Genomic DNA, 26,952 nt, shown 5'->3' with positions numbered 1-26,952 from the left:
ATGCGCGTTCTCGTACTGCATTCACACCCGCTGGAAGAAAGTTATGGGCGGGCGCTTTTTCACCAGACTTGCGAAAGCCTGAAAAAGGCGGGCCACGATGTCGATGCGTGCAATCTCTATGAGGAGGGTTTTGACCCTGTTCTGTCCGCACACGACAGGCGCGTCTATCATGACGTTCCTCAAAACGCCGATCTGGTGCGGTCCTATTGCGAAAGGCTGCTTGCGGCCGAAGGGCTGGTGATCTGCACACCGGTCTGGAATTTCGGTTTCCCGGCAATGCTCAAAGGCTATTTCGATCGCGTATGGCTGCCAGGTGTATCCTTTGCGTTGCAGGATGGCAGGCTGACGCCAACGCTCCGACATATCCGCAAACTCGCGGCTATCATGACCTATGGCGCCACACCCATGCGCGCCTTTCTGGCCGGCAACCCACCCAAACGCATCGTCAAGCGTGTACTTCGCGGCCAGATAAAGCTTGGCGCCCCGGTCAGATTTCTCGCGCATTACGACATGAACAATTGCACCGTCGAGACCCGCTCTGCCTTCATGGAAAAGGTCAAACGGGAAATGGAGCAGTTCTGACGGAGCGGAGGAGAGCGCTATCGGAAGCGTGAAAGAAGGCAGATACAACCTCGCACTCCACGCTTGCGCCCTTTCCCCGACACAAGGATTTTCAGATGGTTAACAGATCCTCGATGCGCGGCATTTGAATTAACCTTGTCTTAAAACCCCACGTTAATCGTTACCAATTTAAAAACGACGGAACGAAAGGGTTCCGTGATGCGTGGCGTATTTGCCGTTGTTCTGCTGATGACTGTTCTGGCTGGCTGCGCGACAGCGCCGTCCCAGATCACCAATGCCTGTGCAATCTTCGAGCAGCGGAATGGCATCTTCAACAACTGGCAACGAGACGCGAAAGCTGCAGAACGTGAGTTCGGTGTACCAGTGCCGGTCATGATGGCGACGATTTACACCGAATCCAGCTTCCGGCCTTACGCCCGCCCGCCGCGCACCAAGCTTCTTGGCTTCATTCCGTGGAAACGCCAATCGACAGCCTACGGGTACGCGCAGGCACTGGATGGTACGTGGGAAGTCTACAAGCGCGAGACGGGACGCTGGTCCGCCAGCCGCACCGATTTTACCGATGCCATTCACTTTGTCGGCTGGTATCACGCCAAGAGCCGCCGTGAAAACGGCATCGCGCTGAACGATCCCTACAACCTCTACCTCGCCTATTATTCCGGTCATGCCGGCTATGCGAAGGGAAGCTGGCGCAATAATTCCGGCGTCCAGAAAGCCGCTCGCCGTTCCGCCAATATGGCGATGCGTTACGAGGCCCAACTGCAGAAATGCGGCTATCGTTGATAGCAGCAGGGCGATCGTGTTGTGATCGCGAGGGCGGTTTGCGCCCTCAACGCTACGGCAAATTGATCAAACGACCTTGGCGGCCGTAACCTCCACTTCGACCAGAAACTCCGGGCGGGTAAATCCCGACACGATGATCAGGGTGGATACCGGCTTGGGGTCGAGCGTATAACGATCACGCACTGCCATATAGGGTGCAAAATCTTCGCGCTTCGTCACAAAACCGGAGATACGGATGACATCCGCAAAGGTCATGCCTGCGTCTTCCAGGATCGCCTTGATCGCTTCGAAACAAAGTTCGGCCTGAGCCGAGACATCAGCGGGAACGGCATCATCCAGACCAATGCCGAGCTGCCCGGAAGTGACCAGCAGCGACGCGCCAGGCGGCACCAGAAGACCATGATTGTAATTGCCGAAAGGCTTGCGCACTGACGGCGGATTGAAAGTCATTTTGCTCATGAAAAACTACCGGAACAGGGGGACGAACTGTTCCGGCAGTATCGGCAAGGCGGGAGATCGTCGCAAGCCGAATATGACTATCAGACCGAATAAGGCGCCACGAAATCGCGGACTGCGTCGATCTCGTTCGAACGGATCTCATGTCCGCCCGGATGCCAGATCGTTTCAACCGAACCACCCTGCGCTTTCAGATAGGTTTCAAGTGACTTTGTCAGAGGAACCGGGCAGATCGGATCACGCTCGCCGGCTGTCAGTAGCACCCGACGTGATGGTTTGGCGGCAGCCGGTTTTGGCGCGAATGGGATCAGCGGATGCATCAAAACCGCAGCATCGAAGAGATCAGGATCTTCAATCAGCACATTGGCAAGAATGTTCGCACCATTCGAAAATCCGAGACCGATGACCGGTCCGGCCTGGTAGTGACCACGGTTTACTCTTACGAAATCAGCAAGTTTGGTCGTCGCACGCTGCAGGTCAACCATATCGTAGACGCCCTCCCCGGTTCGCCGGAAAAAGCGCGCCGCGCCATGTTCGGAAACATCTCCGAGTGGCGACACAACCGTGGCCTGTGGCAAAAGCCGACTGCCAAAATCGAAAAACTGGTTTTCATCGCCACCCGTACCGTGCAGCACGATAAAAAGTGGTCGGCCCGCAGCCCCTGCCCGAGCTTTGTGAAAATAAGTGTCCTGGCCCATAAATAATATCCTTCCGTTTCCCGTCCCGATGCTCAGGCTTGGCCATCCGTCCAGATGGCGCGCAGGCCCTCGGCCTAACCCGAGGGCGACGGTTTTCTTGTTTGTCTCCAGTGATCGAAAAGCCGGACCTTATGCCGCTTTTTCGTCGTCCAGCGGTTCGAGATGCTCTTCCAGAACGGAACGCAGATGCGCGTGCTGGGTTGGCAGCTTCAGTGCTTCACCGAGATGGGCCGTGTCTTCGTCACGATCGAAACCCGGTTCGTTGGTTGCCACTTCGAACAACACACCGCCTGGTGTGCGGAAGTAGATGGCCCAGAAGTAATCACGGTCGATAACAGGCGTGACCTGATACCCTGTGTCCATCAGTGCCTTACGGACCTCGAGCTGCTTTTCGCGATTTTCGACAGCAAAGGCGATGTGATGCACCGAGCCCGCGCCGAGTTTGGCGCCGGAAATATTCGGCATGGTTTCGATATCAATGAAATCCGCACCATTGCCGCCGGGCATACCAAGACGCAGCACGCCATCCTGACGATCAACTTCCTGATAACCCATGAACTTCAACAGCTCAGCGGTCGCACCTTCATCGCGCAGTCGAAGCGAGGCACCCTGGAAACCGCGGATTGCCTGATCTTCTCCGACGCCGTTGCCTGTCCACTGTGGACGCGCGTCGTCGCGAACTTCAACAAGGGCAAAACCATCGCCATCAGGACCGGCAAAATGCAGGCGTCTGTTGCCGAAGGCCTCATCAGCCTTCAAGCCGTCAACACCAGCCTTGGAAAGGCGGTCCTGCCAGTACCCAAGTGAACCCTCGGGAACGGAAAACAGCGTGGTGCCAACTTCGCCGGTGCCCGGACGTCCGCGAGCGATATGCGGGAACGGGAAATAGGTCATGACCGAGCCCGGCGTACCAACTTCGTCACCGTAGTAGAGGTGATAGACATCCGGTGCGTCAAAGTTGACGGTCTTCTTGACCCGGCGAAGGCCAAGCGTATCGGTAAAGAAGCTGTTGTTCTGGCGCGCGCTCGCAGCCATTGACGTGACGTGGTGCAAACCCTTGATCTGGTCAATCATAATAAACCCCTTTGGCTCACTGGCTCCCGAAACGGAGCCGTCCGTGTTTCATGAGCCAAAGATGGGGCAAGACGATCGGATCGTATAGAGAGAACAATCCGAACGGATTGTTCACAAAATAGCACCAAGCCGTAGCAGCAGTCTTGAACGCTGCCGTTCAGTGGTCGTCAGACGCGCCCATCGCCCAATATCCCACAGACCGCAACGAGGCTTTGGGAATACCGACTTCATCCGTCAGAAATGCTTTGGCAGCACGTGCTTCGCTTTTTTCGCAGGCAACGAAAACATGCTGACCATCGTGGTTCTCTGCGAAGGCATGGCCGCGCAGAGCCTGCTCGATCAGACCCGATGTTCCCGCCGGCTTGCCACGACGATAGAGCCAGGTCCATTCGACGTCGGCAGCGCAGACGACATCCTGACGCTCTGCCTCGTTGTCAATCTCCGCATAGACGCTGAGCTTTTTACCAGCCGGCATCTCCGCCGCCATCCGCAACATCACCGGCAGCGCCGTCTCGTCACCAGCAAACACATAACGGTCGGCCTCCGGGCAAACACCACTGGCACCGATAATGCCGACAACATCGCCTGGTTTCGCCGTCGCACCAAAATGCGCACCCGGCATGTGGTCGCCCTCGTGCATGACGAAATCGATATGAACTTCACCACCCTCGATATCACCTGATCGGATCGTATAGATACGCCGGGTCAACAGATCCTCGCCTTCCGGCCAGATGATTGCTCCGGTTTTGGAAAGATAAGGCCAGACCGGCGCACGGCCCTGGTCGGGAACCAGAAGCAATCGGACATGCATGCCGCTGGTGACCAGTTTCTCAATGCCGTTTTCGACAGACACCACCAGACGACGCATGTTGGGTGTCAGGTTATAGGCGCGTGCAATCTTGCCGACGAAGAGATTGGGCAATTCGCGCTGATCCGCGCCATGGCCGACCCAACGGAAATCGAGACCTGTCTCGCCGGAAAACTCAACGATATGCTCCGCCACCATGGCCTTTACGGACATCAGCACGTTTTCAGACACGCAACTGACCCGCGCCGCAAACCGGCCGCCCTCCGCGCTGAAGCTGCCGTGACCGTATTCCGCCTTGAAACGAACCGTCGCGCCATCGCGGCGCATATCCATATGCTCGGCGAAATGGTCCTCAAAGGCATTTACGATGGCGAGCGGATCGGCGAGTGCAACAGAGGTTTCAGCGGATAGAAGAGACACGAAAAACAAATCCTTCACTTTGTAGTCCGGTTATCTTTAATGCCGACAACCGCAAAGCGCAAAGAGATTTATGAGCCTCTAAAGAAGGTTTTTTTCACCACCTGCCACATCGGGCAACTGCCAATCGATCGGCTCATGCCCATGCGACGCAAGAAACTCATTGGCCTTGGAGAAATGGTGATTACCGAAAAAGCCATTATGCGCAGAAAGTGGCGATGGATGTGGTGAGCGCAGCACCAGATGCTTCGCCTGATCTACGAAGGCAGCTTTTTTCTGGGCGTAGGAGCCCCACAGAAGGAAAACGACGTGATCACACTCGTCGTTGACGGCACGGATCACGGCATCCGTGAACTTTTCCCACCCCTGGCCTTGATGGGACGCCGCGCGAGCCTCTTCAACCGTCAGAACGCTGTTGAGCAAAAGAACGCCCTGCCTTGCCCAGCTTTCCAGAAAACCGTGACGGACCGGGCGAACACCAAGATCGCTCTGCAGCTCCTTGTAGATATTCACCAGAGACGGCGGGATACGGACACCGGGCTGCACCGAGAAACAGAGCCCGTGCGCCTGTCCCTGACCGTGATAGGGGTCCTGTCCGAGTATGACGACCTTGACCTCGTCGAGCGGCGTGAGATCAAGCGCCCGGAAATATTCCGGACCTTTGGGAAAGATATGTTTGCCAGCCGTTTTTTCGGCGAGCAGGAAGTCTTTCAGCTTCTGCATATAGGGGCTGGCAAACTCAGGCGAGAGAACGCGTTTCCAGCTTTCTTCCAGTTTGACGCCTGCTTCTGCCATGAAAGCCCCTCTTGCTTACTTGAACCGGTTGCCGCGTTGCAGCACCTCAATCTTGTATCCATCCGGATCGCAGATGAAGAAATATTTTGCAAATGGAGCGCCTTTGTAATCGGCCTCGATGATCTTGCCAGCCGACAGGCCAAGCTCGGTAAAGCGTTGATGCTCGGCTTCCACATTTGCAACGCTGACAGCAAGATGACCGTAACCGTCGCCCAGAGCGTAAGGCACTTCTCGTCCCTTGTTGACCGTCAGTTCAAGCTCGAAATCGCCCTCGGCATTGCTGAGATAGATGAGAGTGAAATTCTCGAACTCGGCGCGTTCCGCAACCTCAAGTCCGAAAGCCTGCTTGTAAAACTCCACCGAACGTTTTTCGTCCAGCACCCGGACCATCGAGTGGATTAGCTTGGCCATGGTGTTTTCCTTCTTCTTACCGCGTGGTGGCCGGTTATGCTCCGGACATCGCGGCAACGGGATAAAGACAGAGTGAGGTGCTTTCAACCCTTAAAGACGTCAGGACAGTTGCATCCCCTCAGAACGTGATAACGCAAACGTCGCGAAATTCCACTATCATGAGTAGTGCGCTCATGATATCGGCATGACTTATGCGCCTCCTATATCTCTGTCTTGGCTGGCTTATGGTCGCAACCGGCATCGTCGGCGCGTTTCTTCCCGTTTTGCCGACCACACCCTTTCTGCTGCTTGCCTTATGGTTCTTTTCGCGCTCCTCGCCGAAGCTCGAAAGATGGCTGCTCACCCATCCGAAATTCGGCCCGCCATTAAGGCAGTGGAAGGAAAAGGGTGCAATTGCCCGAAAAGCGAAAATTGCTGCAATATCAGCAATGTCCGTGAGCTATGCCGCTTTCTGGTTTTTGAGCGATCCGCCACCGCTGCGTGCCTTGCTGGTTGGCGCCGTGATGCTGGGCTCCGGACTTTTCATCATCACCCGGCCAGACCCGGACGCTTGAGCGTGCCGCGGGGCGGCAGCACTCCCTCAGCGATGCCGCGACTGTGGAAGTACGTAGGGGATATGAGCGGCGGGCAACCGTCCGACAACACCACCAATGCCGTAAACCCGCGCGATTGTATCGTCGCTGATCGTCTCGAAGGACGGCCCGCTGGCTGTAACCCGCCCGTCGTGCATGACGATAAGTTGATCGGCAAATTCCGCCGCAAGATTGAGGTCATGGAGGATAGCGAGGACCAGGCCGCCTGCCGAGGCAAAATCGCGCGCCGTTTCCAGCACCGCGATCTGATGGCCAATATCGAGGCTGGCGGTCGGCTCGTCCAGAAACAGGGCGCGAACCTCGCCATTTTCGACCGGATTGGGAACCTGCGCCAAAGCGCGGGCAAATTGCACCCGCTGTTGCTCGCCTCCAGAGAGAACATTGTAGGATCGCTGCTCGAAGCCGCGAAGTCCGGCCTTTGCAAGCGCCCGTCGAGCCTGATCTTCCGGCTTCAGCGCGCCTTGCGCCACCGCTCCCATGCGGACGATTTCCAGCGCCGTGAAGGGGAAGGCAAGTTGCGTGTTCTGCGGCAACACAGCCCGGACCCGCGCCAGCTGCGCGGGCTTGTAGACCGAGATGTCGATATCGTTGTAAGCGACGACACCCTGGTCAGCGCGCATCTCACCTGAGAGCACCTTCATCAAGGTGGATTTTCCCGCCCCGTTCGGACCAATGATGACGTTGACCTTACCTGGTTTCAGATCAACGCCGACACCATCCAGGAGACGGCGACCAGAGCGGATGAGCGTGATATTTTCAGCCCGGATCATCAGAGGTTCCTCATGAAGGTGCCGCCACGACCAAGCAGCAGAAAGAGGAAGACAGGGGCGCCGATAAGCGCTGTCACAACGCCGATCGGCAGTTCGGCAGGCGCAGCCACGGTGCGGGCAAAACTATCCGCCAGCAGCAGAAGCGCGGCTCCGCCAAGCGCCGACGCTGGCAACAGAAAACGGTGAGATGGACCGATCGCCAACCGTAGCAGGTGCGGCACGACGATCCCGACGAAACCGATAGAACCTGCGGCGGCAACACTTGCGCCACAAGCCGCCGCAACCGCCAGAATGACGATGCGTTTCAGCTTCTGCACCGGAATACCCATGTGGAAGGCAGCGGCATCGCCGAGGATTAGCGCATCCAGCCCCTTGGCAACGAAGGGGATGATCGCGAGGACGACGACGATAAAAGGTAAGGTTGCCAGCACCTTGGTCGGTGTCGAACCGCTGAGCGACCCGAGCGACCAGAAGGTGATGTCACGCAGCGCCCGATCGTCGGCCACGAAGATCATCAGTCCCGTCAGCGCACCACTGATGGCCGCAACTGCGATACCAGCCAGGATAAGCGTTGTGGTGGAGGTCGCACCATCCTTGGTCGCAATCAAATAAAGCACCCAGGTATTGAGGAGGCCTCCGAAAAACGCCATGAATGGCAGGAAATGCGGGCCGAAGAAAATCGCGACAGAGGCGAGTACGCCTTCACTCAACGAAATGGCTGCAACGGCAAAAAGTGCGGCACCAGAAGTGACGCCGACGATACCGGGGTCTGCTAGAGGATTGCGGAAAAGTCCTTGCATCATCGCACCCGAGACGGCAAGTCCCGCCCCGATCAGCAGACCCAGTGCCGTGCGGGGCAATCGTACCGCTTCGAGAATGACCTTTTCGCGTGCGTCGAGCCCTGCTGCGCCACCCGTCAGATACACCCAGAGTTCCTTGATCCCGACACCGGTCGGCCCTGTCACGAGCGACACGATACAGGAGACCACCAGAAGACAGACGAGCAGAACCAGAACGACGACCGCGCGTCGCGATCTGTCACCCGGTATATGCTCTTCGGCTGAACTCAAGGCGGCGACCGTCACGGCTTGATGACCTCAGGATAAAGCTTGCTCGCCAGTTCACGGCCGGCCGCTGGAGTGCGTGGACCAAAGCCGATAAGATAAAGCCCATCCATGCTGACAAGCGCCTTGTTGGCGGCAGCAGGTGTGGACTGGAATGCCGGCAGGGCAAAAATCTCGTTCGGGTTGGTGGCATGGCCACCGCGCGACATGGTCAGCACCACATCGGGTGCTGCTGCGATAATGGCCTCATCGGTTAGTGGCTTGTAGCCGGAAATCTCCTGCGCAGCGTTGACGCCGCCTGCCATTTCGATGATCGCGCCAGCCTCGGTGTCCTTGCCCGCCGCCATTACGCGTCCACCGGCAGCGGAAAGCACGAAGAGAACGCGCTTCTTATCCTTATCCGGCACAGATGAAATATCCTTGACCAGCCCCTCGAGGGCAGCCTTTGTCTCGGCGGCCAGAGCCTTTGCCTTGTCCTGAAGACCGACGGCAGCGCCGACGTCTTCGATCTTCTTCGGAATGGCGTCTCCAACAGGCGGCGTATCCACCGTGACGAACGGCACCGCACTTGCCTTGAGAACAGCGATCACATCCGCAGGACCCGAACCATCTTCGGACAGGATAAGATCAGGTTGCTGGGACAGAATACCTTCCGAGGAAAGTGCACGCATGTAGCCGATATCCGGCTTCGACATGGCGTCGGCTGGGTAGGAACTGGTGCTGTCGCGCGCCACGACACGATCCTGTGCGCCGAGCGCGTAGAGGATTTCCGTCACCGTACCGCCGACCGCAACGATGCGTTTTGCCTCCGGGTTCCCCTTGTCGGACGCCAGTGCGGCTGGCGCGGATGCCGCGATCACAGCGGGCAGAAAGGCAGCGAAAACGAAGGGGCGGAGGCGAGACGTCAGCATAGCAAAATCCTGAAAAAACGATGCGGCGCGGCTTTCGTCACGCCTTTTAACTTGAGTTATTTGCACATGTTTATAATCCGCGCAATCTTTTAAGTGGAGTAAATTTGTTTCCTTTGTTGCTAGCCCCTTTTCAAGTGCGCAGGGCCCCGATATCCTGACTGAAACAGGAAGCTTAAAGGGAGAATTCCATGTTCATTGCCATGAACCGGTTTCGCGTCGTGCCGGGTTACGAAGATACGTTCGAAGCCATCTGGCGCGAGCGCAAGTCACATCTCAGCGAGTTGCCGGGCTACATCGAATTTCACATGCTGAAAGGCCCGAAGGCCGAGGACCACACCCTCTACGCGTCGCACACGGTCTGGGCCACCAAGGAAGACTTCCTGAATTGGACGAAATCTGAACAATTCCGCGCCGCCCACGCCAAGGCCGGCGAAAACCGCGGCAAGGTCGAATATCTGTCCGGTCCTCACTTCGAAGGTTTCGACGTCATCATTCACGAAGACAAGAACGGCGAACGCCGCTCGATCGCTGCGTGAGGCTGGAACGATGAGCGCTCTTGCCCAGGCAGCCGACGACCGTCAGGCGCGTGCCGCCGCAGCCCTCGCCGAAAAGCCGGATGGCATTGTCGAAGCGATCGCCGCCAAGGCCGAAGTAACACCGGCGGAAATTCTGGCAATTCTGCCGGAAGGCGCGGCAGTTTCCGCTTCAGCAGAAAAGTTCAACGACATCTGGAACAAAATCCGTAGCTGGGGCGAAGTCCTGATGATCGTGCAGACGCAGGATATCGTGCTCGAAGTTCCCGGCCATCTGCCGGAAGGAACGGAAGGCCACGGCTGGTTCAACATCCACGGCGATAGCCCGATCGGTGGCCACATCAAGAAGGATAGCTGCACGGCGATCACCTTTGTCGATCGCGGTTTCCATGGCCGACGCTCGTGTTCCGTCTGGTTCATGAACGCCGATGGCAAAGCCATGTTCAAGATCTTCGTGCGCCGCGACGAAAACAAGGAACTGCTTGCTGGCCAGCTTTCAAAGTTCGAAGCGTTGCGGGATACCTTCCGCGCTAACTAACGAACTCTTCGCAACCGCCGGGACACCCGGCGGTTTTTTTCTACCGGTTCATCCGTCGTTCAGCACCGTTTTTTATCATCCGCTGAAATGAGGTCGCCACGGCGGCCGAGATCAGCACCAACACGGAGCAAACACCATGAATGACCGCGTTTCCCTGCTTTCCCGCCGCAGTTTCACGGCACTCGCCGCCCTTGCCCCGCTGTTTGCCGCCAGTGGTGTCGCGGCAGCTCCTGCAAACCTTAGAGGAACGGTTGCCTATCGTGAACGCATCGCCCTGCCGCCGGGCGCCACCGTGACCGTTCGACTCATCGACGTCTCGCTGGCTGATGCGCCATCCCGTACCATTGCCGAAACAACAATTCGCCCACGCGGACAGGTTCCCGTACCGTTCGTGCTTCGATACAACGACCGCGATATCCGCCCGCGCCGCTCCTATGCGCTGAGTGCGGAAATCCGCGATCGCGACCGCCTGCTGTTTACCACCACCACCACCCGCTATTCCGTACTGACGGGTGGACGCGATAACACCGACCTTGTCCTGCAGCGTGTGGCAGGCGGCCCGGACCGCCCCGAAACGGAAGTCGGCATCCAGGGCCGCTGGTTGGTTGAAGACATCAAGGGGGAACGCGTTCGCGGACAGAAACAGGCGACGCTCGAAATCTCCAGAGGAGGCCGCGTCTCCGGCAATGCCGGTTGCAACGGCATCGGCGGCGAAGCCCGGATCAATCGCGACCGCATCGATTTCGGCCGTATGATTTCCACGCAGATGGCCTGCGCACCCGATATCATGCGACAGGAACGGCAGTTCATCGACGCGCTTGAAGCGACCCGCTCCTTCCGTCTGGAAGCCCGACGCGGAACGCTGGAACTGCTCGACGGACGTGGTCGCCGCACCATGCGCCTGCGCCGCGCCTGACAACACCCTTCGCACCGTGCTGGTCGGGACATTGCATGTCGTTTCCGGCACGGTGTGGCTGTCATTCGCACCTTATGAATTTGCTCTACCGCGCCGATGCGAAAGAGCGTTTCCATTTGGCACCAAAACGCTCTATGGAACGCGCCGGCCACTCTTGTCCGTTTGGGCCGCGAAGTTGTTGAGGAAAAAAGCGAATGACGACCTATGTTCTGACCGTAGCCTGCAAATCGACCCGCGGAATCGTCGCCGCGATTTCCGGCTATCTGGCGAAAAAAGGTTGCAACATCGTCGACAGCTCCCAGTTTGACGACTTGCAGACCGGCAAGTTCTTCATGCGCGTTTCCTTCATTTCGGAAGAAGGAGCAAGCCTGGAAGCAATCACCGACGGCTTCGCCCCGGTCGCCGAAAAATTTGGGATGGACGCCCGCATTTACAGCGACGGCCAGCGCGTGAAAACGTTGCTGATGGTGTCGCGCTTCGGCCATTGCCTCAACGACCTGCTCTATCGCTGGAAGATCGGCGCGTTGCCCATCGATATCGTCGGTGTTGTCTCGAACCACTTCGATTATCAGAAAGTCGTCGTCAATCACGACATTCCCTTCCACCACATCAAGGTAACGAAAGACAACAAGCCGAAGGCCGAAGCACAACTGATGGAACTCATCGAAAGCACCGGTACGGAGCTTGTGGTGCTGGCCCGTTACATGCAGGTGCTGTCCGACGAGATGTGCCGCAAGATGTCCGGCCAAATCATCAATATCCACCACTCCTTCCTCCCCTCGTTCAAGGGTGCCAACCCTTACAAGCAGGCGTACGAGCGCGGCGTGAAGCTGATTGGTGCAACCGCGCACTACGTCACCGCCGACCTCGACGAAGGCCCGATCATCGAACAGGAAACGGTACGCATTACCCATGCGCAGTCGGCCGAAGACTACGTTTCGTTGGGCCGCGATGTGGAAAGTCAGGTTCTGGCACGCGCCATTCACGCCCACATCCACCATCGCACCTTTATCAACGGCAACCGCACCGTCGTCTTCCCGCCTAGCCCGGGAAGCTACGCATCGGAGCGTATGGGCTGATAGATTGCGCGGTTAAGAGGGCGTCACTGCCTGAGGGAATATCACCCGCGCTCTCAGCCCTCGGCCGTCCGCGCCATCTTCCAGCTCCAGCCGGCCGCTGAACAGGCCGGCGATTTCCTCGACGATCGCAAGGCCAAGCCCCGCACCGGGGGCGACATTGCCATCACCACGGGCGAAACGCTGCCGCACAGTGGCGCGGTTTTCTGCCGGAATACCTGGACCGTTATCCTCGACTTCGAGCCAGGCGGCGTCCACCTCCCTGCCGACACGCACGGTGACTTCCGCGTCCCGCCCGGCGTAGTTGAGGGCATTGCCGACCAGATTGCCGATCAGTTCCCCAAGCAGAAGTGGCTCAGCGGCAATCAATGTAGCGCCCTCCCCTTCAAAACCGAGGTCAATGCCGGCGTCCGCCGCACGCGGCACGAAATCCGCAGTTACCTCCTGCGCCAAAGCGACAAGGTCAACGGCCGAGAATTGCTGTTTCTCACCGGAGCCGGCGGCATCGATATTGGCCATCCGCAGAAGCTGCGCCAGAATATGCTCGGCATGTGCGACCGATGCATCGCCCTTGCGTGCTGCGGCTTGTGCCTCTTCCAGATTTCCTGCACGTGCCGAAAGTGCCAGTTGCGTGCGGATGATGGCAAGTGGTGTGCGAAGCTGATGGCTGGCGTTGCCTGTAAAATGCCGGAGAGCATCGAGTGCCGATTGCAGCCTGACCATGAAGGAATTGACGGTCTCCACAAGGCTTTCCACTTCCACCGGCACGGATTGCTCAATGGGGTGAAGGTCGTTGGGGCTGCGCTCGGCAATCGCCTCCCCGAGACGATAGAGCGGTCTCAATGAAATCGTCACCGCCACCCAGACAATCACGGCAGCACCGACAATCATCAACAACAGGCGAACCGCAGAACGCAGGATGATGGCCTGCGCCAACTGGCTACGGGCGATCGTCGTTTCGGCAACGGTCACTGAAAACGGCACAGAATTGATGCCGGTCGAAGCAAAGCGCTGGATGGCGGCAATCCGAATGCGTTCATCACGGAACACGGCGTCCATGTAGACGGGCGTATCGCCGGTCAGCTTCTCGACCGAAGGCAACGACTGATAACCGGTCAGGAATTGCCCGTTCGGCCCGTCGACACGGTAGAATACCCGGTCCTGCGCTGCCGATGTCAGCATCTCCAGCGCGACATAGGGGATATCGACCTCGAGCGAACCATCCTCGGCTACGACCACACGTTCCGCGATCGCCAGTGCCGACCCGGACAACACGCGGTCGGACACGACATTGGCGGTATTCACCGCCTCACGCCAGGTATCTGCCAGCGCAATGCAGCCGATGATGGCGGTTGAAATGAGAAGCCAGCCAAGAAGCCGTCGCCGGAGCGAATAGGCGGCCTGCTTCATTCAGCCATCTCCGGCAGCTTGTCGAGATAATAACCGATGCCCCGCGCCGTCTTCACTGTCAGCCCGTGAGGACCAAGCCGCTTGCGCAGACGGCTGACATATTGCTCGATGGCATTGCCGGAAAGTTCATCGTCAAATCCGGTGAGCGACTGCACGATCGCCTCCTTGGCGACCACTTTGCCTGCCCTGAGAAAAAGAACCTCCAGCAAGGCGACCTCTCGCGCCGGAATGTCCAGCGGCCGTCCTTCGGCCGAAAAAGTGCGCGACGTCAGATCAAATGACACTTTGCCGAAACTGACCGAAGACGAACGCAAACCGGCGTTGCGGCGCAGAAGCACGCGAACGCGGGCCTCGAATTCGGCAATATCGAAGGGCTTGATCATGTAGTCATCAGCGCCGAGATCCAGTCCCTTGACGCGTTCTTCCGGCGTGCCCCTTGCCGTCAGGATCAGAACCGCTGCCTTATCCTGCCGTGCTCGCATCGCGCGCAGAACTTCGATGCCATCCATTTCCGGAAGGTTGAGGTCGAGAATGACGAGGTCGAAACTCTCCACGGCAATAGCCGCATCGGCCGAAGCACCATCGGACACCACGTCCACCGCATAACCGCTGCCGCGCAGAAGGGCAGACAGCCCCTCCGACAGCACCTGATTGTCCTCGACCAGCAATATGCGCAAATCTTTACTCCCGCAGCGTCGCCTGAACTTAACCAAGCGCTCGGCGCTTGTGAATGGCAAGCACGTGCGGCATGATCTTTTCCATGCGTATCGTCATTTCCCTCTGTCTCTGTCTTTGCTCCAGCCTGTCGGCAATGGCTGAACCGGTTCTTTTTCCTGCACTTTCAGGCAAAGCAGATGCGGTAACGCTGGTGGTCTATTCCTCGCTGGACGAGCCGCTTGCGACGCCCATGATCAAGGGTTTCCAGAAGGCCAATCCAGATATCACCGTCTCCTACGAGGACATGCTGACCGGAGAAATCTATGACCGGATCGTCAAGGAGACCGACGCGGGTCAAAAGACCGCAGACTTTGCCTTTTCATCGGCAATGGATCTGCAGGTGAAGCTCAGCAATGACGGTTATGCGCAGCGCTCCGACCTGCCGATGAGCGCAAGCTGGCCTGCCTGGGCAAATTGGCGCAATACCGCCTACGCCCTCACATTCGAGCCCGCCGTTTTCGTCTACCACAAGCCAAGCTTCACATCAGAAAAGCCGCCTGCGACGCGTGCTGAATTCGTTGATTATCTGGAACGGCATGCCAACGAGGTGCACGGTCGCATCGCCACCTACGATATCGAACGGTCCGGCGTCGGTTTTCTGTTCATGTCACGCGACCAGGAACAGTTCGGCGATATCTGGAGCGTCATCAAACGTATGGGTGCGGCTGGCGTGAAGGTGTATTCAACGTCATCGGCCATTCTGGAACGGGTGTCGGACGGCCGCTTTGTGCTGGCCTACAATATCCTAGGCTCCTACGCCGCAGACTGGGCGTCGCGCCATCCCGATGTCGGTATCGTTTTGCCGAAGGACTATACCGTTGTCATGTCGCGCATAGGTCTGGTGCCGGAAGCCGCAGCCCACCCCGAACTCGGCCGCCGCTATCTCGAATTTTTCATGTCGAAAGAGGGCCAGACGATCATGGCCCGGCAGTTGCAGATACCTGCCGTCAGCCCTGAAGTGGCGGGAGAAAATACCGCCAATACCATGCAGGCGATCCACGGCGCGCAATTGCGACCTGTTCCCGTCAGCCCCGGGCTGATGGTCTATCTCGATCAGGTCAAGAGAAGCCGTCTGATCGAACGCTGGAATGAAGCACTCCGTTCGCAATAGATTGACCGAAAATCGCGCGCGACAGGTGGCGCGGTATCGTTTTGTAGACGTGCGGCGGAAATTAATAGAGAGTAAACAACCAGGGAATTGCGTTGCGTCAGTTAGATGACAGCTTTCTGTGGTGCTCTGCAATCCTTCTTCATTCCGTGGAGGCGGAAGAAGATGTGGGAGGAAATCTCAAAGATCAAAAATGCCAGCGCCGCTTTAGCCGCGTCAGGGTATCTGCGTCTTTGGCACCCCTTCCCGCATAAAAACATAACGACGCCCAAAACGAACAAGGGCATCCTGAGGAGGGTTAAAGTGAAACATTTTCTTATCAGCACATTCCTGGCAGGCGCGATCGCTCTTCCGGCGGCAGCCGCCGACTACATGATCATCGCTCCGGCAAATCCGGGCGGCGGCTGGGACCAGACGGCACGCTCGCTGCAAACCGTTCTCCAGGAAGAAGGCATTTCCAAGAGCGTACAGGTACAGAACGTACCGGGCGCTGGCGGTACCATCGGTCTGGCACAGTTTGCCAGCCAGCAGAAGGGCAACCCGAATGCCCTGATCGTTGGCGGTTACGTCATGGTTGGTGCGATCCTGACAAACAAGTCCCCGGTAACCTTGAACGAAGTGACCCCGGTTGCCCGTCTGACCGGTGAATACGAAGCCATCGTTGTACCCGCATCCTCCGACATCAAGACGATCAAGGATCTGATCGAGAAGCTGAAGAGCGATCCGGGCAGCGTATCCTGGGGCGGCGGTTCGGCTGGCGGCACCGACCACATCACTGCAGGCCTGATTGCCAAGGCGGCTGGCGTCGATCCGACCAAGATCAATTACATCGCCTATTCCGGCGGCGGCGAAGCGCTTGCCTCGATCCTCGGCTCGCAGGTCACGGCCGGTATTTCCAGCTACGGCGAATTCGAAAGCCAGGTTAAGGCCGGCACGCTGCGCCTGCTTGCAGTCTCCAGCGAAGAAAAGCTCGAAGGCATCGATGCTCCGACGCTGAAGGAAAGCGGTCTCGATGTCGTCGTTCAGAACTGGCGTATGGTCGCGGCTCCTCCCGGCCTGACACCGGATCAGGAAAAGGCTGTTAACGCCGACATCGAAAAGCTCGCCAAGTCCGCCAAGTGGCAGGAAACGCTGAAGACCAAGGGCTGGATGGACACCTATCTCGCCGGTGACGAGTTCAAGGCACAGCTTGCCAAGGACACCACCTCCACAGAAGCGATCCTCAAAGACATCGGACTTGTAAAATGAGCCAGGGTTTTAACCCTTCCCGCGAACAAAAGCGCCGCCCTGACTGGGCGGCGCTGCTGATCGCCGTCGCCCTCGTCGCCGTTGCCTGTGTGATCTTCTGGGATAGCGCACGCCTCGCCAGCGTTACCGGATATTCGCCGGTCGGTCCGGCCACCGTGCCCTACGCCATCGGATTCTGTCTGATCGGGCTGGCCATCTGGACAGCCATCGAGGCCTGGCGCAACGATTTCCCGGCCCGTGACAAGCAGGAAGTCGGACCCGTCGTCTGGGTCGTTGCCGGTCTTGCCGCGCAGATGCTGCTGCTGAAAGTCGCAGGTTTTTCGATTGCCACCGGTCTGCTGTTCGCCTTTACGGCCCGCGCCTTCGGAAAACGCAAGCTTTGGTATTCTATCCCGCTCGGGATCGTTCTGAGCTTCATCGTGTGGTTCATTTTTGCGCGGCTCCTGCAACTTTCGCTGCCCGCCGGCCCGCTGGAACGGCTGTTCGTCTAACGGCCATTCCGACCAAATTTCGCGATCAAAGGGAACTGAGGCGCGGCATGAGCGCCATCGTTCCGCCCGACAGGGGGAAATCTGTCCATGAGTACGTTTGAATTCCTGCTGCACGGTCTTGAGGTTGCTGCCCAACCCATGAACCTGCTCTATGCGCTGATCGGCGTCACGCTCGGCACGGCCGTTGGCGTGCTGCCGGGCATTGGCCCGGCGTTGACCGTGGCGCTGCTGCTTCCCGTGACATACCGATTGGACCCTGCCGGTTCGCTCATCATGTTCGCGGGTATCTATTACGGCGGTATGTATGGCGGATCGACAACCTCGATCCTGCTCAACACGCCGGGCGAAAGCGCCTCGATCGTGACTGCCCTCGAAGGCAACAAGATGGCGCGAAAAGGCCGCGGTGGTCCGGCGTTGGCAACAGCCGCCATCGGCTCCTTCGTTGCGGGCTTGATCGCCACAATCGCCTTGGCTTTCGTTGCGCCATACATCGTCAAGCTGGCGCTGGTATTCGGTCCGCGTGAGTATTTCGCGCTGATGGTACTGGCCTTCGTGACCGTCTCGTCCGCCTTCGGCGATTCTGCACTGCGTGGCCTGACATCGCTCTTTATCGGTTTCACGCTTGCCATCATCGGCATCGACCAGTTGACCGGCCAAACCCGCATGAGCTTCGGCGTTCCTGACCTGCTCGACGGCATCGAAGTAACGACGCTTGCCGTCGCTATGTTCGCCATCGGCGAAACGCTGTTCATCGTCGCACAGGGTGCCAGCGGTCCCGACAAGGTGGAGGCCGTCAAGGGTTCGATCTGGATGAGCGCACAGGACTGGGCACGCTCCTGGAAAGCCTGGTTGCGCGGTACACTGATCGGCTTCCCCATTGGCGCAATGCCTGCAGGCGGCGCCGAAATTGGCACCTTCCTCTCCTACGCCACCGAAAAGAAGCTGACCAAATATCCGGAAGAGTTCGGTGAGGGCGCGATTGAAGGCGTGGCTGGTCCGGAAGCTGCCAACAACGCCTCTGCAGCCGGCACACTCGTGCCATTGCTGACGCTCGGCCTGCCGACCACAGCGACCGCAGCCATCATGCTGGCCGGTTTCCAGCAATATGGCCTGCAGCCCGGCCCGCTGCTGTTTGCGACCAATCCGCAACTCGTCTGGGGTCTGATTGCCAGCCTCTTCATCGCCAACCTGATGCTGCTGGTGCTCAACCTGCCGCTGATCGGCCTGTGGGTGAAGCTGCTGACCATTCCGAAGCCCTGGCTTTATGCAGGCATCCTGCTGTTCGCCACGCTTGGCACCATCGGCGCCAATCCATCGGTGTTCGAACTCGGCATGCTGCTCGCCTTCGGTGTTCTCGGCTACATCATGCGCATCTTTGGTTATCCGATTGCACCAGCCGTTGTCGGTCTGATCCTTGGACCACTTGCCGAACAGCAGCTTCGCCGCGCATTGGCCATCGGTCAGGGCGATCCGACTGTGCTCTTCACCTCACCGATTGCGGTCGGACTGTTCATCGTCGCAGCCGCCGCCTTCATCATCCCGCTCATCATGCGCATTCGTGGACGTGGTGAAGTTCTGACCCAGCTCGCAGCAAGCGAAGACTGATAAGAAAGACTCCCAGGGTGACTGGCCTCGTATCCGCAAGGATACGGGGCTTTTTTGTTGCGACAGCAAGCGAGTTTTCCAGCGCGCAAACCGCAGAAGAGTTGTAGAGTCCACCGCAGTCGAAGGAGAATGATATGCGTCGGACCGCACTGATGATGATGCTCGCGCTTGCGGGCTGCACCACGGCCCCTGTTGAACCGATTCCGGGCAGCATCACCTATGGCGGGCAACCACGTACCAAATTGACGAAATCCCCGATCGGCAGCACCCTCAGCCATGAATTCATCATGGGCGACGGACGCCTGGCAATTGAAACCTACCGCATCCAGCCGGACCGTTCGCTGTCGCTTGAAAACCGCGTGATCGTCGGTGATTGGCCTCCGCAATAACGACGCCAACGTCCCTTTTCCACTGAGCGCAATTCAGAATTATTCTAAAAGATAATTTTGATTTCCTGACGCTCTGGCAATAAAGCTGATTTTTGAAATCAGGTTAAGTGCCGGGCAGTCCGTGTTGCCCGGTGCGGTATTTGCAAGGGAAACATCCGTGGCCATGAACTTCTCCTTCCCCGTCCGTCTTCTGGCAGCCGCCGCCTTCGGCATCGGCGCATTGACGGCTCAGGCGCACGCCGAAGACGTTACCATCAAGCACGCCCAGGGCGAGACTGTGCTGAAAGCAGCGCCGAAGAAGGTACTTGTCCTGGATATTCCGTCGCTCGATACCCTGAATGCACTTGGCTATGAGCCGGCAGGTGTTCTCGGCTCGAACCTGCCTTCCTACCTGAAGAAATATTCGGACGATAAGTACCTGAAGGTCGGGACGCTGTTCGAACCCGACTATGAGGCGATCAACGCGGCTGAAGCGGATCTGGTGATTGTCGGCGGCCGTTCTCGTGCCAAATACCCTGATGTTTCCAAGATCACGCCTGCCATTGACATGTCGGTAGATTCCAAGGACTTCATCAACAGCGTCAAGAGCAACGTCACAAAGCTTGGCGATATCTTCGGCAAGCAGGAAGAAGCGAAAAAGCTCGACGCCTCGATCGATGAAAAAGCCGCCCGTTTGAAAGCCCTCGCGCCGGAAGCCGGGACAGCGATGATCCTCGTCACCAATGCGGGCAAGATTGGCGCTTATGGCCCTAACTCGCGCGTTGGCTGGCTACACCGGGAAATCGGCTTCAAGACGGTTGAAGAAAACATCGACGACCGTTTCCACGGCGGCGATGTCGTTTCCTTTGAATACCTCCTGGAGAAGAATCCGGACTGGCTGTTCGTGATCGACCGCGACGCCGGTGTCGGCTCCAGCAAGGAAGGCAATGCTGCCCAGCAGGTTCTTGATAATGAACTGGTGCACCAGACGAAGGCCTGGAAGAACGGCCATATTGTTTACCTCGATCCACAGGCGGCCTATATCGTTTCCAGCGGCTACACCGCATTGACGACGCTGATCGACCAAGTCTACACGGCGGTTTCCGCCAAGAAATAACCGAGACGCAATATTCAGACTCCAGGCTCCAGCCGGTTCGACCGTCTGGAGCCTGCCGTGCATCAGAGACCCGCTTTGAAATATCTGGCACTCGCCCTTCTCGCCACATTCGGCCTTGCCGTCACCAGCCTTTTCGTTGGTGTCAGCGACGTGTCGATCACGGCGCTGATGTCGTCGGAGACAGAAGCCCGTGCGATGCTGGTATTGCTGGTCAGCCGCATTCCACGCACGCTTGCCCTTATCCTTGCCGGAAGCTCGATGGCGATCACCGGTCTCATCATGCAGATGCTTGTGCGCAACCGTTTCGTCGAACCCTCGACAGCCGGCACGGCGGAATCGGCGAGCCTCGGCCTTCTGGTGGTTACCATGTTGGCGCCGGAAACCCCGATCTTCGGCAAGATGCTTGTCGCAGCAGCCTTCGCTCTGGCCGGTACAGCGCTTTTCCTCAGAATTTTAAGACAGGTGCCGTTGCGCGATGTTTTGCTGGTGCCCTTGATCGGCATCATGCTGGGCGGAGTCATTTCCGCCATCACCACCTTCTTCGCCTATCGTTTTGATCTTTTGCAATCACTCGGCGCATGGATGACCGGGGATTTTTCCGGCGTTTTACGCGGCCGATACGAATTGCTGTGGGTCGGTTTCGTTTTCGCCATCGCGGCCTATCTTGCCGCTGATCGCTTCACAGTGGCGGGCATGGGACGCGACTTTACCACCAACCTCGGCCTTAACTACCGGCGCGTCATGACACTGGGACTGACCATCGTTTCGCTTGTCAGCGCTGTGGTGGTCGTAACAGTCGGCATGATCCCGTTCCTCGGCCTGATCGTTCCCAACGTCGTGAGCATGATGATTGGCGACAACATGCGCCGCTCGGTTCCGTGGGTTGCGACGCTTGGCGCAATCTTCGTCCTTGTCTGCGACATCATTGGCAGAACAATCCGGGCGCCCTATGAAATTCCGATCGGTACGGTGGTCGGTGTGATCGGGAGTGCCATGTTCCTCTATCTGCTATTGCGGAAGCGTCGCCATGTCTGAGAGGAAACCCGATACACGAGCACGCATCGTCCTTCTGATCTTGCTGGCGCTTGCATTGATCTCCGCTGCCGCCTTCATGACACTTGGTGCGAAAGGAAGCTGGAGCTTCGTGCTGGCATTTCGTGGGGTAAAGCTCTGGGCGCTGTTGATGGTCGCTTACGCCATCGCCGTTTCAACGGTATTGTTCCAGACGGTCACAAACAACCGCATCCTGACACCCTCCGTCATGGGGTTCGATTCCCTTTACGTGCTGGTGCAAACGGCGTTGATCTTCGTTTTCACCTCCGCCACGGTGGTGATGATCGATCCGCAGATCAAGTTTCTGGCAGAAACCGCCCTGCTCGTCACCTTTTCCGCGTTGCTATATCGCTGGCTGTTCATAGGTGCCGAACGCAGCCTGCACCTTCTCGTGCTGGTCGGCATTGTCTTTGGTGTGTTCTTCCGAAGCCTTTCGGGCTTTATGCAAAGAGTGCTCGATCCGAATGAATTCGCCGTTCTGCAGGATTCGCTGTTTGCCAGCTTCAATTCCATCGATCCGACGCTTCTCGCCATTTCCGCCGTCATCATCGGCGCGGTGACGGTGATCGGCCTACGCCTGATGCACACATTTGATGTTCTCTCCCTTGGACGCGCCGCGGCCATCAGCCTCGGGGTTGATTACAAACGCACCGTCACGATCATCCTGGTGCTCGTATCGGTTCTGATTGCGGTTTCTACCGCCCTTGTCGGCCCGGTCATGTTCTTCGGCCTGCTCGTCGCAGCACTTGCACACTATTTGACGGGGAGCGGCAAACACGCCCATGTGCTGCCTGCGGCAATCCTGATCGCCATTATCTGCCTCGTCGGTGGTCAGGTGGTGCTGGAGCGGCTTTTCGCCTTTGACACCGCACTCTCCATCATCATCGAGTTTCTGGGCGGCATCGTTTTCATCGGACTTATTCTCAAGCGGGGTGCGCGATGATCATCGCAAACGCGGTCAGCAAAGCCTATGGCGGCACCGTTGTCGTCAACGACGTTTCCATTTCCATTCCGGCCGGTGGCGTCACCTCCATAATCGGACCGAACGGGGCAGGAAAATCCACGCTTCTATCGATCGTCGCGCGGTTGATGTCGATGGACAAGGGAACGGTGACCGTAGACGGGCTCGACGTCACAAAAACGCCGTCGGACACACTGGCAAGGCGTCTCTCCATCCTGCGCCAGGACAATCACATTTCCTCCAGATTGACTGTTCGCGATCTCGTCGGCTTCGGCCGTTATCCTTATTCCAAGGGCAGACCCACCGTTGAGGACAAGGTACACATCGACAGGGCACTCGATTATCTGCATCTCGAATCCCTCGCCGATCGATTTCTTGACGAACTCTCCGGTGGCCAACGTCAGCGCGCATTCGTGGCCATGGTTCTGTGCCAGGATACGGATTACGTGCTCTTGGACGAGCCGCTGAACAACCTCGACATGAAACATGCCTCAAGCATGATGAAGATCATGCGCAAGGCGGCAGACGAGCTGAAGAAGACTGTCGTTGTGGTGCTGCACGACATCAACTTCGCCTCCTGGTACTCCGACCACATCATCGCGATGCGCGACGGCCATATCAATCGCCACGGCAGCGTTGAAGATATTATCCGGCCAGAGGTTTTGCGGGAAATCTACGACATGGATATCGATGTGAAGGAGATGGACGGCCAGCGCATTTGCCTGTTCTATGCGTGACACATCGCTATCGTAAGGAATTCTGGAATGACCACCGTTTCGGGTGGAACGCGGCGCAAGCCGGAGCGTTAGTTGAAAGAACAGGAAGGGGACACAGAGCGAAGACGCCCTATCTTTGCCTCCCCTTTCCAGAAAACCGAAGATTTCCAAAGCGGCATTCCGTCCGCACCCTTCAGGAGACATCGATGAAGACGCACAAGACGAAGAACGACCTGCCCTCTAATGCAAAGTCGACCGTGATCGGCATTCTCAACGAATCGCTCGCTTCGGTGATCGACCTGGCGCTGGCGACAAAGCAGGCGCACTGGAACCTCAAGGGACCGCAATTCATCGCCGTTCACGAACTTCTCGACGGTTTCCGCACGCAACTCGACGATCATGGCGATACCATCGCTGAAAGGGTCGTGCAGCTTGGCGGCACTGCGCTTGGCAGTCTTCAGTCCGTTTCATCTGCTACAGCGCTCAAAGCCTATCCAACTGACATTTATGCAATCCACGACCATCTGGGCGCACTGATCGATCGTTATGGCGACGTGGCGAACATGATACGCAAGGCAATCGACGATTCCGACGAGGCCGGCGATCCCACCACAGCCGATATCTTCACTGCCGCCTCGCGCGATCTCGACAAGGCGCTGTGGTTCCTCGAGGCGCATGTTCAGGAAAAAAACTGAACCACATCCTGGGCAAGACATTATCCAGACACCAAAACGCCCGGACAAAACCGGGCGTTTTTCATTCGACACACTGCAGAGATACGCTCGCGTGAACTCGTAATCTGAAATGATCGTCAACACATCATTGCCGAAAATCGAAATCGATTTCCGGAGAGAACAATGGTTGATCTGCAATGTCGGAGCGTTATTCAGCGACCGACAGGACGCATACCGCTAATGTCGCCGCAATATGGCAAGGCCGATATCCCGCAGCATCTCATGGTCGAGAATACCGCGCTGCGCGCTGCGGATGAGTACCGCCGCGCACTCATTGGCGACATGACTGCTACGATCTTCAAGGCACTCAAAACATACGCCATCGAAAATGTTCTGCAGATCGGTAATCTGCTCTGGCGACAACTGCGCGCCAACTCTTTGAAAAGCCGCATACGACAAGGCTCATCCTCCCGATGACATGCCAAGTATCGTTCAACAAGTTTGTTTTTGATTTTTTCGTGGACAGGAAATTTGTACACCCGAACGAATCACTTGTCGAATCAGATTTTAACCAAATGTAAATGGGTGATTTTTCGATTTCCCCACATCAAAACGATAGCGCTCCAATGCGACAATCAGATGAGAATTTCCGATAAATCTGCAAAAGAAAGTGTTGCATTCCAAAATCGATTGAGCGATATAGCACCCGTCGCCGCAACACTGGTGACCCACGGTTCAGCTTACTACCCCGGACCGTTGGCTTATGAGCGGGTGTAGCTCAGGGGTAGAGCACAACCTTGCCAAGGTTGGGGTCGAGGGTTCAAATCCCTTCGCCCGCTCCAAATTCTCCCAGATTAAATATCAAAGAATTCAATGCCGTAGACACGCCTTCGGCATGGATGTTTCCCTGCCGGTCATTATCGGATGGCGGAAGGGGCAGACGCCCCTCCCTCCACATTTGCCAGACTAGGCTGCCTTGTCCCAGGCAGGTGCAAGGCCGTCGGGCGAAACGATGCGGCCTTCAGACGTGGCTAGGCCATGGATGGCAGCCATATCTTCAGTCGAGAGAGCGAAGTCGAAGATCGCGGCATTTTCAGCCAAGCGGGCTTCAGTGATCGTCTTGGACAGCGCGATCACACCGTCCTGTTGCACAAGCCAGCGCAACACCACCTGCGCCACAGACTTGCCATGCCGGGAGGCGATATCCCTCAGAACCGGTTCATTGAAAACCTTTCCGTCCGCCATGGCAAAGTAACCGGTAATCGACAGGCCGGCCTGATGTGCCGCTGCAATCACCGCATCCTGATTAAGATACGGATGGTATTCGATCTGATTGGTGACAAGCGGCGCGCTCGACAGAGCAACAGCTTCGGCCATCAATGCTGTGGTAAAATTTGAAACACCGATATGACGGACTTTCCCTGCCTCTTTCACCGCATTCAGAGCGCCGATCTGTTCGGCAAGCGAAATGGCCTCATTCGGCCAATGCAGAAGAAGCAGATCAACATAGTCTGTTTTCAGCTTCGTCAGGCTCTCATCCACCGACGCTATAAAGGCATCGTGTTTGTAGTTTTCGACCCAGACCTTGGTCGTCAGGAAAATATCGCCGCGAACTATGCCGGAGCCGGAAATCGCCTCGCCGACCTCGGCCTCGTTGCCATAAATCTGAGCGGTATCCACGTGACGAAAACCGGCCTTCAGTGCGTGCGGAACGATCCTGAGAACATCGGCGCCCGGAATGCGGAAGGTTCCAAAACCGAGTGCCGGAATAGCTGCGCCATTTGCGGTGACTGTATGCATGAGCTTGCTCCTGGAGATGGTCGCGGCAGTTTGCGCCGCGACGGTTGTGTTGAGATTGATGATGTTGGGTACGGGTTCAGGCAGCTTTCAGGACCGGAGCCGCGCGACGGTCGAGAGCACTGCTCCAGATTGTCAGCAGCAGGGCGAAAGCAACGAGGATCGCGCCGATCCACGGGGTCGCACCAAGGCCAAGTGGAGATTCGACCACAAGACCGCCGAGCCAGGCACCAATCGCAATACCGAGATTGAAGGCGGCAATGTTGAGTGCCGAAGCCACATCAACCGCACCGGGACGATGTTCCTTGGCAAGCTGCACGACATAGAGCTGCAGGCCGGGAACATTGGCAAAGGACAGGAAGCCAAGCGCGGCAAGTGTAACAAGTGTCAGGATCGGCGATACGGCCGTGAAGGAAAACACCAGGAGGACGATCGCCTGCGCCAGAAACAGACCAATCAAAGCTTTGACCGGATTATGGTTGGCAATCTTGCCACCACCGATGTTGCCCGCTGCGATGGCGATACCATAAAGCACGAGGATCAGGCTGACACTGGACTCAGAGAAACCGGTAATCTGCTGCAGGATCGGCGCCAGGAAGGTGAAGGCAACGAACGTCCCGCCGTAACCAAAAGCCGTCATGGCGAAAACAATCAGCAGACGACCGGAACCGAGAACCCGAACCTGATCGAGAAGGCTCGCAGGCGGCGCCTTTTTCAACGTGTTCGGCAACAGGGCTGCGATGCCGGCAAAAGCGATGACGCCAAGGGCCGAAACAGCCCAGAAAGTGGCACGCCAGCCGAAGACCTGGCCGATATAGGTGCCGAGCGGCACGCCGGTAACGATCGCGACGGTCAGGCCCATGAACATCATGGCGATCGCAGAGGCACGTCGATTCTCGGGGACGAGGTCAGCCGCGATGGTAGAACCGACGGAGAAGAAGACACCGTGAGCGAAAGCGGCGAGAACACGGGCAATGAGCAGAAACTCGTAGCTGGATGACAGAGCCGCCAACGTGTTGCCGACGATGAACAGGGCCATCAGTCCAAGCAACAACGGCTTTCTTTCGATCCGGCCCGTCAGCGCGGTCAAAACCGGAGCGCCGAACGTAACACCAAGTGCATAAACGCTGACGATAAGGCCGGCCAGCGGCAAGGTTATGTTGAGATCTGTCGCAACCGTCGGCAACAACCCGACGATCACGAATTCTGTAGTACCGATCGCATAGGCCGCGATCGTCAAAGCAAAAATAGCCAAAGGCATG

The 26,952-nt window shown here is 57.5% G+C and carries 32 protein-coding genes and 1 tRNA gene; 19 read left to right on the top strand and 14 right to left on the bottom strand.

Annotated elements, in window-relative coordinates:
• Together ACIQT8_RS09835 and ACIQT8_RS09830 are read left to right on the top strand one after the other, a co-directional pair.
• Positions 1-582: an NAD(P)H-dependent oxidoreductase gene (locus ACIQT8_RS09835; protein ID WP_400964922.1), complete on the top strand. Its 582-nt coding sequence runs from the start codon at positions 1-3 to the stop codon at positions 580-582.
• Positions 583-780: 198 nt separating this feature from the next.
• Complete coding sequence (locus ACIQT8_RS09830; RefSeq protein ID WP_400964921.1) at positions 781-1,365, top strand: transglycosylase SLT domain-containing protein; 585 nt, start codon at positions 781-783, stop codon at positions 1,363-1,365.
• Positions 1,366-1,431: 66 nt separating this feature from the next.
• On the opposite strand, the gene ACIQT8_RS09825 is transcribed toward ACIQT8_RS09830, so the two are convergent.
• The 6 genes from ACIQT8_RS09825 to ACIQT8_RS09800 all read right to left on the bottom strand — a co-directional run bounded on the left by ACIQT8_RS09825 (position 1,432) and on the right by ACIQT8_RS09800 (position 6,024).
• Positions 1,432-1,824, bottom strand: a complete 393-nt coding sequence (locus ACIQT8_RS09825) for a RidA family protein (RefSeq protein WP_400964920.1) — start codon at positions 1,822-1,824, stop codon at positions 1,432-1,434.
• 80 nt (positions 1,825-1,904) lie between these two features.
• Positions 1,905-2,519: an alpha/beta hydrolase gene (locus tag ACIQT8_RS09820; protein WP_400964919.1), complete on the bottom strand. Its 615-nt coding sequence runs from the start codon at positions 2,517-2,519 to the stop codon at positions 1,905-1,907.
• Between the two features lie 129 nt (positions 2,520-2,648).
• The gene (locus ACIQT8_RS09815; RefSeq protein ID WP_400964918.1) at positions 2,649-3,593 is read right to left on the bottom strand and encodes a VOC family protein; all 945 of its coding nucleotides are present in this window, start codon (positions 3,591-3,593) and stop codon (positions 2,649-2,651) included.
• 157 nt (positions 3,594-3,750) lie between these two features.
• Positions 3,751-4,821 carry a DUF2218 domain-containing protein gene (locus ACIQT8_RS09810; protein WP_400964917.1) on the bottom strand — a complete coding sequence of 357 codons (1,071 nt, stop codon included), beginning with the start codon at positions 4,819-4,821 and terminating at the stop codon, positions 3,751-3,753.
• A 78-nt stretch (positions 4,822-4,899) separates the two neighbouring features.
• On the bottom strand, positions 4,900-5,613 hold the full coding sequence (ung, locus tag ACIQT8_RS09805) for a uracil-DNA glycosylase (protein ID WP_400964916.1): 714 nt from the start codon (positions 5,611-5,613) through the stop codon (positions 4,900-4,902).
• Positions 5,614-5,628: 15 nt separating this feature from the next.
• Entirely contained in the window at positions 5,629-6,024 is a 396-nt protein-coding gene (locus tag ACIQT8_RS09800; protein WP_138791294.1) for a VOC family protein, read from the bottom strand.
• A gap of 191 nt (positions 6,025-6,215) precedes the next feature.
• Between ACIQT8_RS09800 and ACIQT8_RS09795 the strand changes: the two genes are divergently transcribed.
• Positions 6,216-6,578 (top strand): YbaN family protein, encoded by a 363-nt coding sequence (locus ACIQT8_RS09795; protein WP_138791295.1) that lies wholly within the window; start codon positions 6,216-6,218, stop codon positions 6,576-6,578.
• Positions 6,579-6,604: 26 nt separating this feature from the next.
• Here the strand turns inward: ACIQT8_RS09795 and ACIQT8_RS09790 are convergent, their stop codons facing one another.
• Genes ACIQT8_RS09790 through ACIQT8_RS09780 form a run of 3 tightly spaced genes read right to left on the bottom strand, consistent with a single transcriptional unit; the run spans position 6,605 to position 9,362 of the window.
• Positions 6,605-7,387 (bottom strand): heme ABC transporter ATP-binding protein, encoded by a 783-nt coding sequence (locus ACIQT8_RS09790; protein WP_138791296.1) that lies wholly within the window; start codon positions 7,385-7,387, stop codon positions 6,605-6,607.
• A complete protein-coding gene (locus ACIQT8_RS09785) occupies positions 7,387-8,472 on the bottom strand; it encodes an iron ABC transporter permease (protein ID WP_262523246.1) in 1,086 nt (361 codons plus the stop codon). The genes ACIQT8_RS09790 and ACIQT8_RS09785 overlap by 1 nt, the downstream gene beginning before the upstream one ends.
• Positions 8,469-9,362: a hemin ABC transporter substrate-binding protein gene (locus ACIQT8_RS09780; protein ID WP_400964915.1), complete on the bottom strand. Its 894-nt coding sequence runs from the start codon at positions 9,360-9,362 to the stop codon at positions 8,469-8,471. Before ACIQT8_RS09780 ends, ACIQT8_RS09785 begins: the two co-directional genes overlap by 4 nt.
• 188 nt (positions 9,363-9,550) lie before the next feature.
• Between ACIQT8_RS09780 and ACIQT8_RS09775 the strand changes: the two genes are divergently transcribed.
• From ACIQT8_RS09775 to purU, 4 genes are all read left to right on the top strand, one after another.
• Positions 9,551-9,898: an antibiotic biosynthesis monooxygenase gene (locus ACIQT8_RS09775; protein WP_138791299.1), complete on the top strand. Its 348-nt coding sequence runs from the start codon at positions 9,551-9,553 to the stop codon at positions 9,896-9,898.
• 10 nt (positions 9,899-9,908) lie between these two features.
• Positions 9,909-10,433, top strand: a complete 525-nt coding sequence (gene hutX / locus ACIQT8_RS09770; protein ID WP_400964914.1) for a heme utilization cystosolic carrier protein HutX — start codon at positions 9,909-9,911, stop codon at positions 10,431-10,433.
• Between the two features lie 136 nt (positions 10,434-10,569).
• Complete coding sequence (locus tag ACIQT8_RS09765) at positions 10,570-11,349, top strand: YbaY family lipoprotein (RefSeq protein WP_400964913.1); 780 nt, start codon at positions 10,570-10,572, stop codon at positions 11,347-11,349.
• Between the two features lie 194 nt (positions 11,350-11,543).
• A complete protein-coding gene (gene purU / locus ACIQT8_RS09760; protein WP_400964912.1) occupies positions 11,544-12,428 on the top strand; it encodes a formyltetrahydrofolate deformylase in 885 nt (294 codons plus the stop codon).
• Between the two features lie 12 nt (positions 12,429-12,440).
• On the opposite strand, the gene ACIQT8_RS09755 is transcribed toward purU, so the two are convergent.
• A complete protein-coding gene (locus ACIQT8_RS09755; RefSeq protein WP_138791303.1) occupies positions 12,441-13,835 on the bottom strand; it encodes a sensor histidine kinase in 1,395 nt (464 codons plus the stop codon).
• Entirely contained in the window at positions 13,832-14,512 is a 681-nt protein-coding gene (locus ACIQT8_RS09750; protein WP_138791304.1) for a response regulator transcription factor, read from the bottom strand. The genes ACIQT8_RS09755 and ACIQT8_RS09750 overlap by 4 nt, the downstream gene beginning before the upstream one ends.
• A gap of 71 nt (positions 14,513-14,583) precedes the next feature.
• Here ACIQT8_RS09750 and ACIQT8_RS09745 point away from each other — a divergent pair, with 71 nt between their 5' ends.
• The 5 genes from ACIQT8_RS09745 to ACIQT8_RS09725 all read left to right on the top strand — a co-directional run bounded on the left by ACIQT8_RS09745 (position 14,584) and on the right by ACIQT8_RS09725 (position 19,393).
• Positions 14,584-15,663: an ABC transporter substrate-binding protein gene (locus ACIQT8_RS09745; protein WP_400965397.1), complete on the top strand. Its 1,080-nt coding sequence runs from the start codon at positions 14,584-14,586 to the stop codon at positions 15,661-15,663.
• Positions 15,664-15,963: 300 nt separating this feature from the next.
• Complete coding sequence (locus ACIQT8_RS09740; RefSeq protein WP_138791305.1) at positions 15,964-16,908, top strand: tripartite tricarboxylate transporter substrate binding protein; 945 nt, start codon at positions 15,964-15,966, stop codon at positions 16,906-16,908.
• A complete protein-coding gene (locus tag ACIQT8_RS09735; protein ID WP_138791306.1) occupies positions 16,905-17,399 on the top strand; it encodes a tripartite tricarboxylate transporter TctB family protein in 495 nt (164 codons plus the stop codon). Before ACIQT8_RS09740 ends, ACIQT8_RS09735 begins: the two co-directional genes overlap by 4 nt.
• Before the next feature lie 87 nt (positions 17,400-17,486).
• Entirely contained in the window at positions 17,487-19,004 is a 1,518-nt protein-coding gene (locus ACIQT8_RS09730; protein WP_138791307.1) for a tripartite tricarboxylate transporter permease, read from the top strand.
• Between the two features lie 134 nt (positions 19,005-19,138).
• A complete protein-coding gene (locus tag ACIQT8_RS09725; protein WP_400964911.1) occupies positions 19,139-19,393 on the top strand; it encodes a hypothetical protein in 255 nt (84 codons plus the stop codon).
• 39 nt (positions 19,394-19,432) lie between these two features.
• Here the strand turns inward: ACIQT8_RS09725 and ACIQT8_RS09720 are convergent, their stop codons facing one another.
• Complete coding sequence (locus ACIQT8_RS09720) at positions 19,433-19,558, bottom strand: hypothetical protein (RefSeq protein WP_400964910.1); 126 nt, start codon at positions 19,556-19,558, stop codon at positions 19,433-19,435.
• Here ACIQT8_RS09720 and ACIQT8_RS09715 point away from each other — a divergent pair.
• The 7 genes from ACIQT8_RS09715 (at position 19,551) to ACIQT8_RS09685 (ending at position 24,735) form a co-directional block, all read left to right on the top strand.
• Positions 19,551-20,489, top strand: coding sequence for a siderophore ABC transporter substrate-binding protein (locus ACIQT8_RS09715; protein ID WP_400964909.1), 939 nt, complete (start codon positions 19,551-19,553; stop codon positions 20,487-20,489). The two genes, ACIQT8_RS09720 and ACIQT8_RS09715, sit on opposite strands and share 8 nt — an antisense overlap.
• A 75-nt stretch (positions 20,490-20,564) precedes the next feature.
• Positions 20,565-21,524 carry an ABC transporter permease gene (locus ACIQT8_RS09710; protein WP_138791410.1) on the top strand — a complete coding sequence of 320 codons (960 nt, stop codon included), beginning with the start codon at positions 20,565-20,567 and terminating at the stop codon, positions 21,522-21,524.
• Positions 21,517-22,485 carry an iron chelate uptake ABC transporter family permease subunit gene (locus ACIQT8_RS09705; protein ID WP_400964908.1) on the top strand — a complete coding sequence of 323 codons (969 nt, stop codon included), beginning with the start codon at positions 21,517-21,519 and terminating at the stop codon, positions 22,483-22,485. The genes ACIQT8_RS09710 and ACIQT8_RS09705 overlap by 8 nt, the downstream gene beginning before the upstream one ends.
• Positions 22,482-23,240, top strand: coding sequence for an ABC transporter ATP-binding protein (locus tag ACIQT8_RS09700; protein WP_138791311.1), 759 nt, complete (start codon positions 22,482-22,484; stop codon positions 23,238-23,240). The genes ACIQT8_RS09705 and ACIQT8_RS09700 overlap by 4 nt, the downstream gene beginning before the upstream one ends.
• Positions 23,237-23,914, top strand: coding sequence for a DNA starvation/stationary phase protection protein Dps (gene dps / locus ACIQT8_RS09695; RefSeq protein WP_400964907.1), 678 nt, complete (start codon positions 23,237-23,239; stop codon positions 23,912-23,914). The genes ACIQT8_RS09700 and dps overlap by 4 nt, the downstream gene beginning before the upstream one ends.
• Positions 23,915-24,076: 162 nt before the next feature.
• Positions 24,077-24,370: a hypothetical protein gene (locus tag ACIQT8_RS09690; RefSeq protein ID WP_400964906.1), complete on the top strand. Its 294-nt coding sequence runs from the start codon at positions 24,077-24,079 to the stop codon at positions 24,368-24,370.
• Between the two features lie 290 nt (positions 24,371-24,660).
• Positions 24,661-24,735, top strand: a tRNA-Gly gene (locus ACIQT8_RS09685).
• 124 nt (positions 24,736-24,859) lie between these two features.
• On the opposite strand, the gene ACIQT8_RS09680 is transcribed toward ACIQT8_RS09685, so the two are convergent.
• Both ACIQT8_RS09680 and ACIQT8_RS09675 read right to left on the bottom strand, forming a co-directional pair.
• Positions 24,860-25,693, bottom strand: a complete 834-nt coding sequence (locus ACIQT8_RS09680; RefSeq protein WP_400964905.1) for an aldo/keto reductase — start codon at positions 25,691-25,693, stop codon at positions 24,860-24,862.
• 76 nt (positions 25,694-25,769) lie between these two features.
• The gene (locus tag ACIQT8_RS09675; protein ID WP_400964904.1) at positions 25,770-26,951 is read right to left on the bottom strand and encodes an MFS transporter; all 1,182 of its coding nucleotides are present in this window, start codon (positions 26,949-26,951) and stop codon (positions 25,770-25,772) included.
• Position 26,952 lies beyond the last annotated feature (1 nt).

The organism is Agrobacterium sp. NPDC090273 (assembly GCF_044772305.1).
Taxonomy (GTDB): domain Bacteria; phylum Pseudomonadota; class Alphaproteobacteria; order Rhizobiales; family Rhizobiaceae; genus Agrobacterium.
This window is presented reverse-complemented; position numbering and strand designations above follow the sequence as displayed.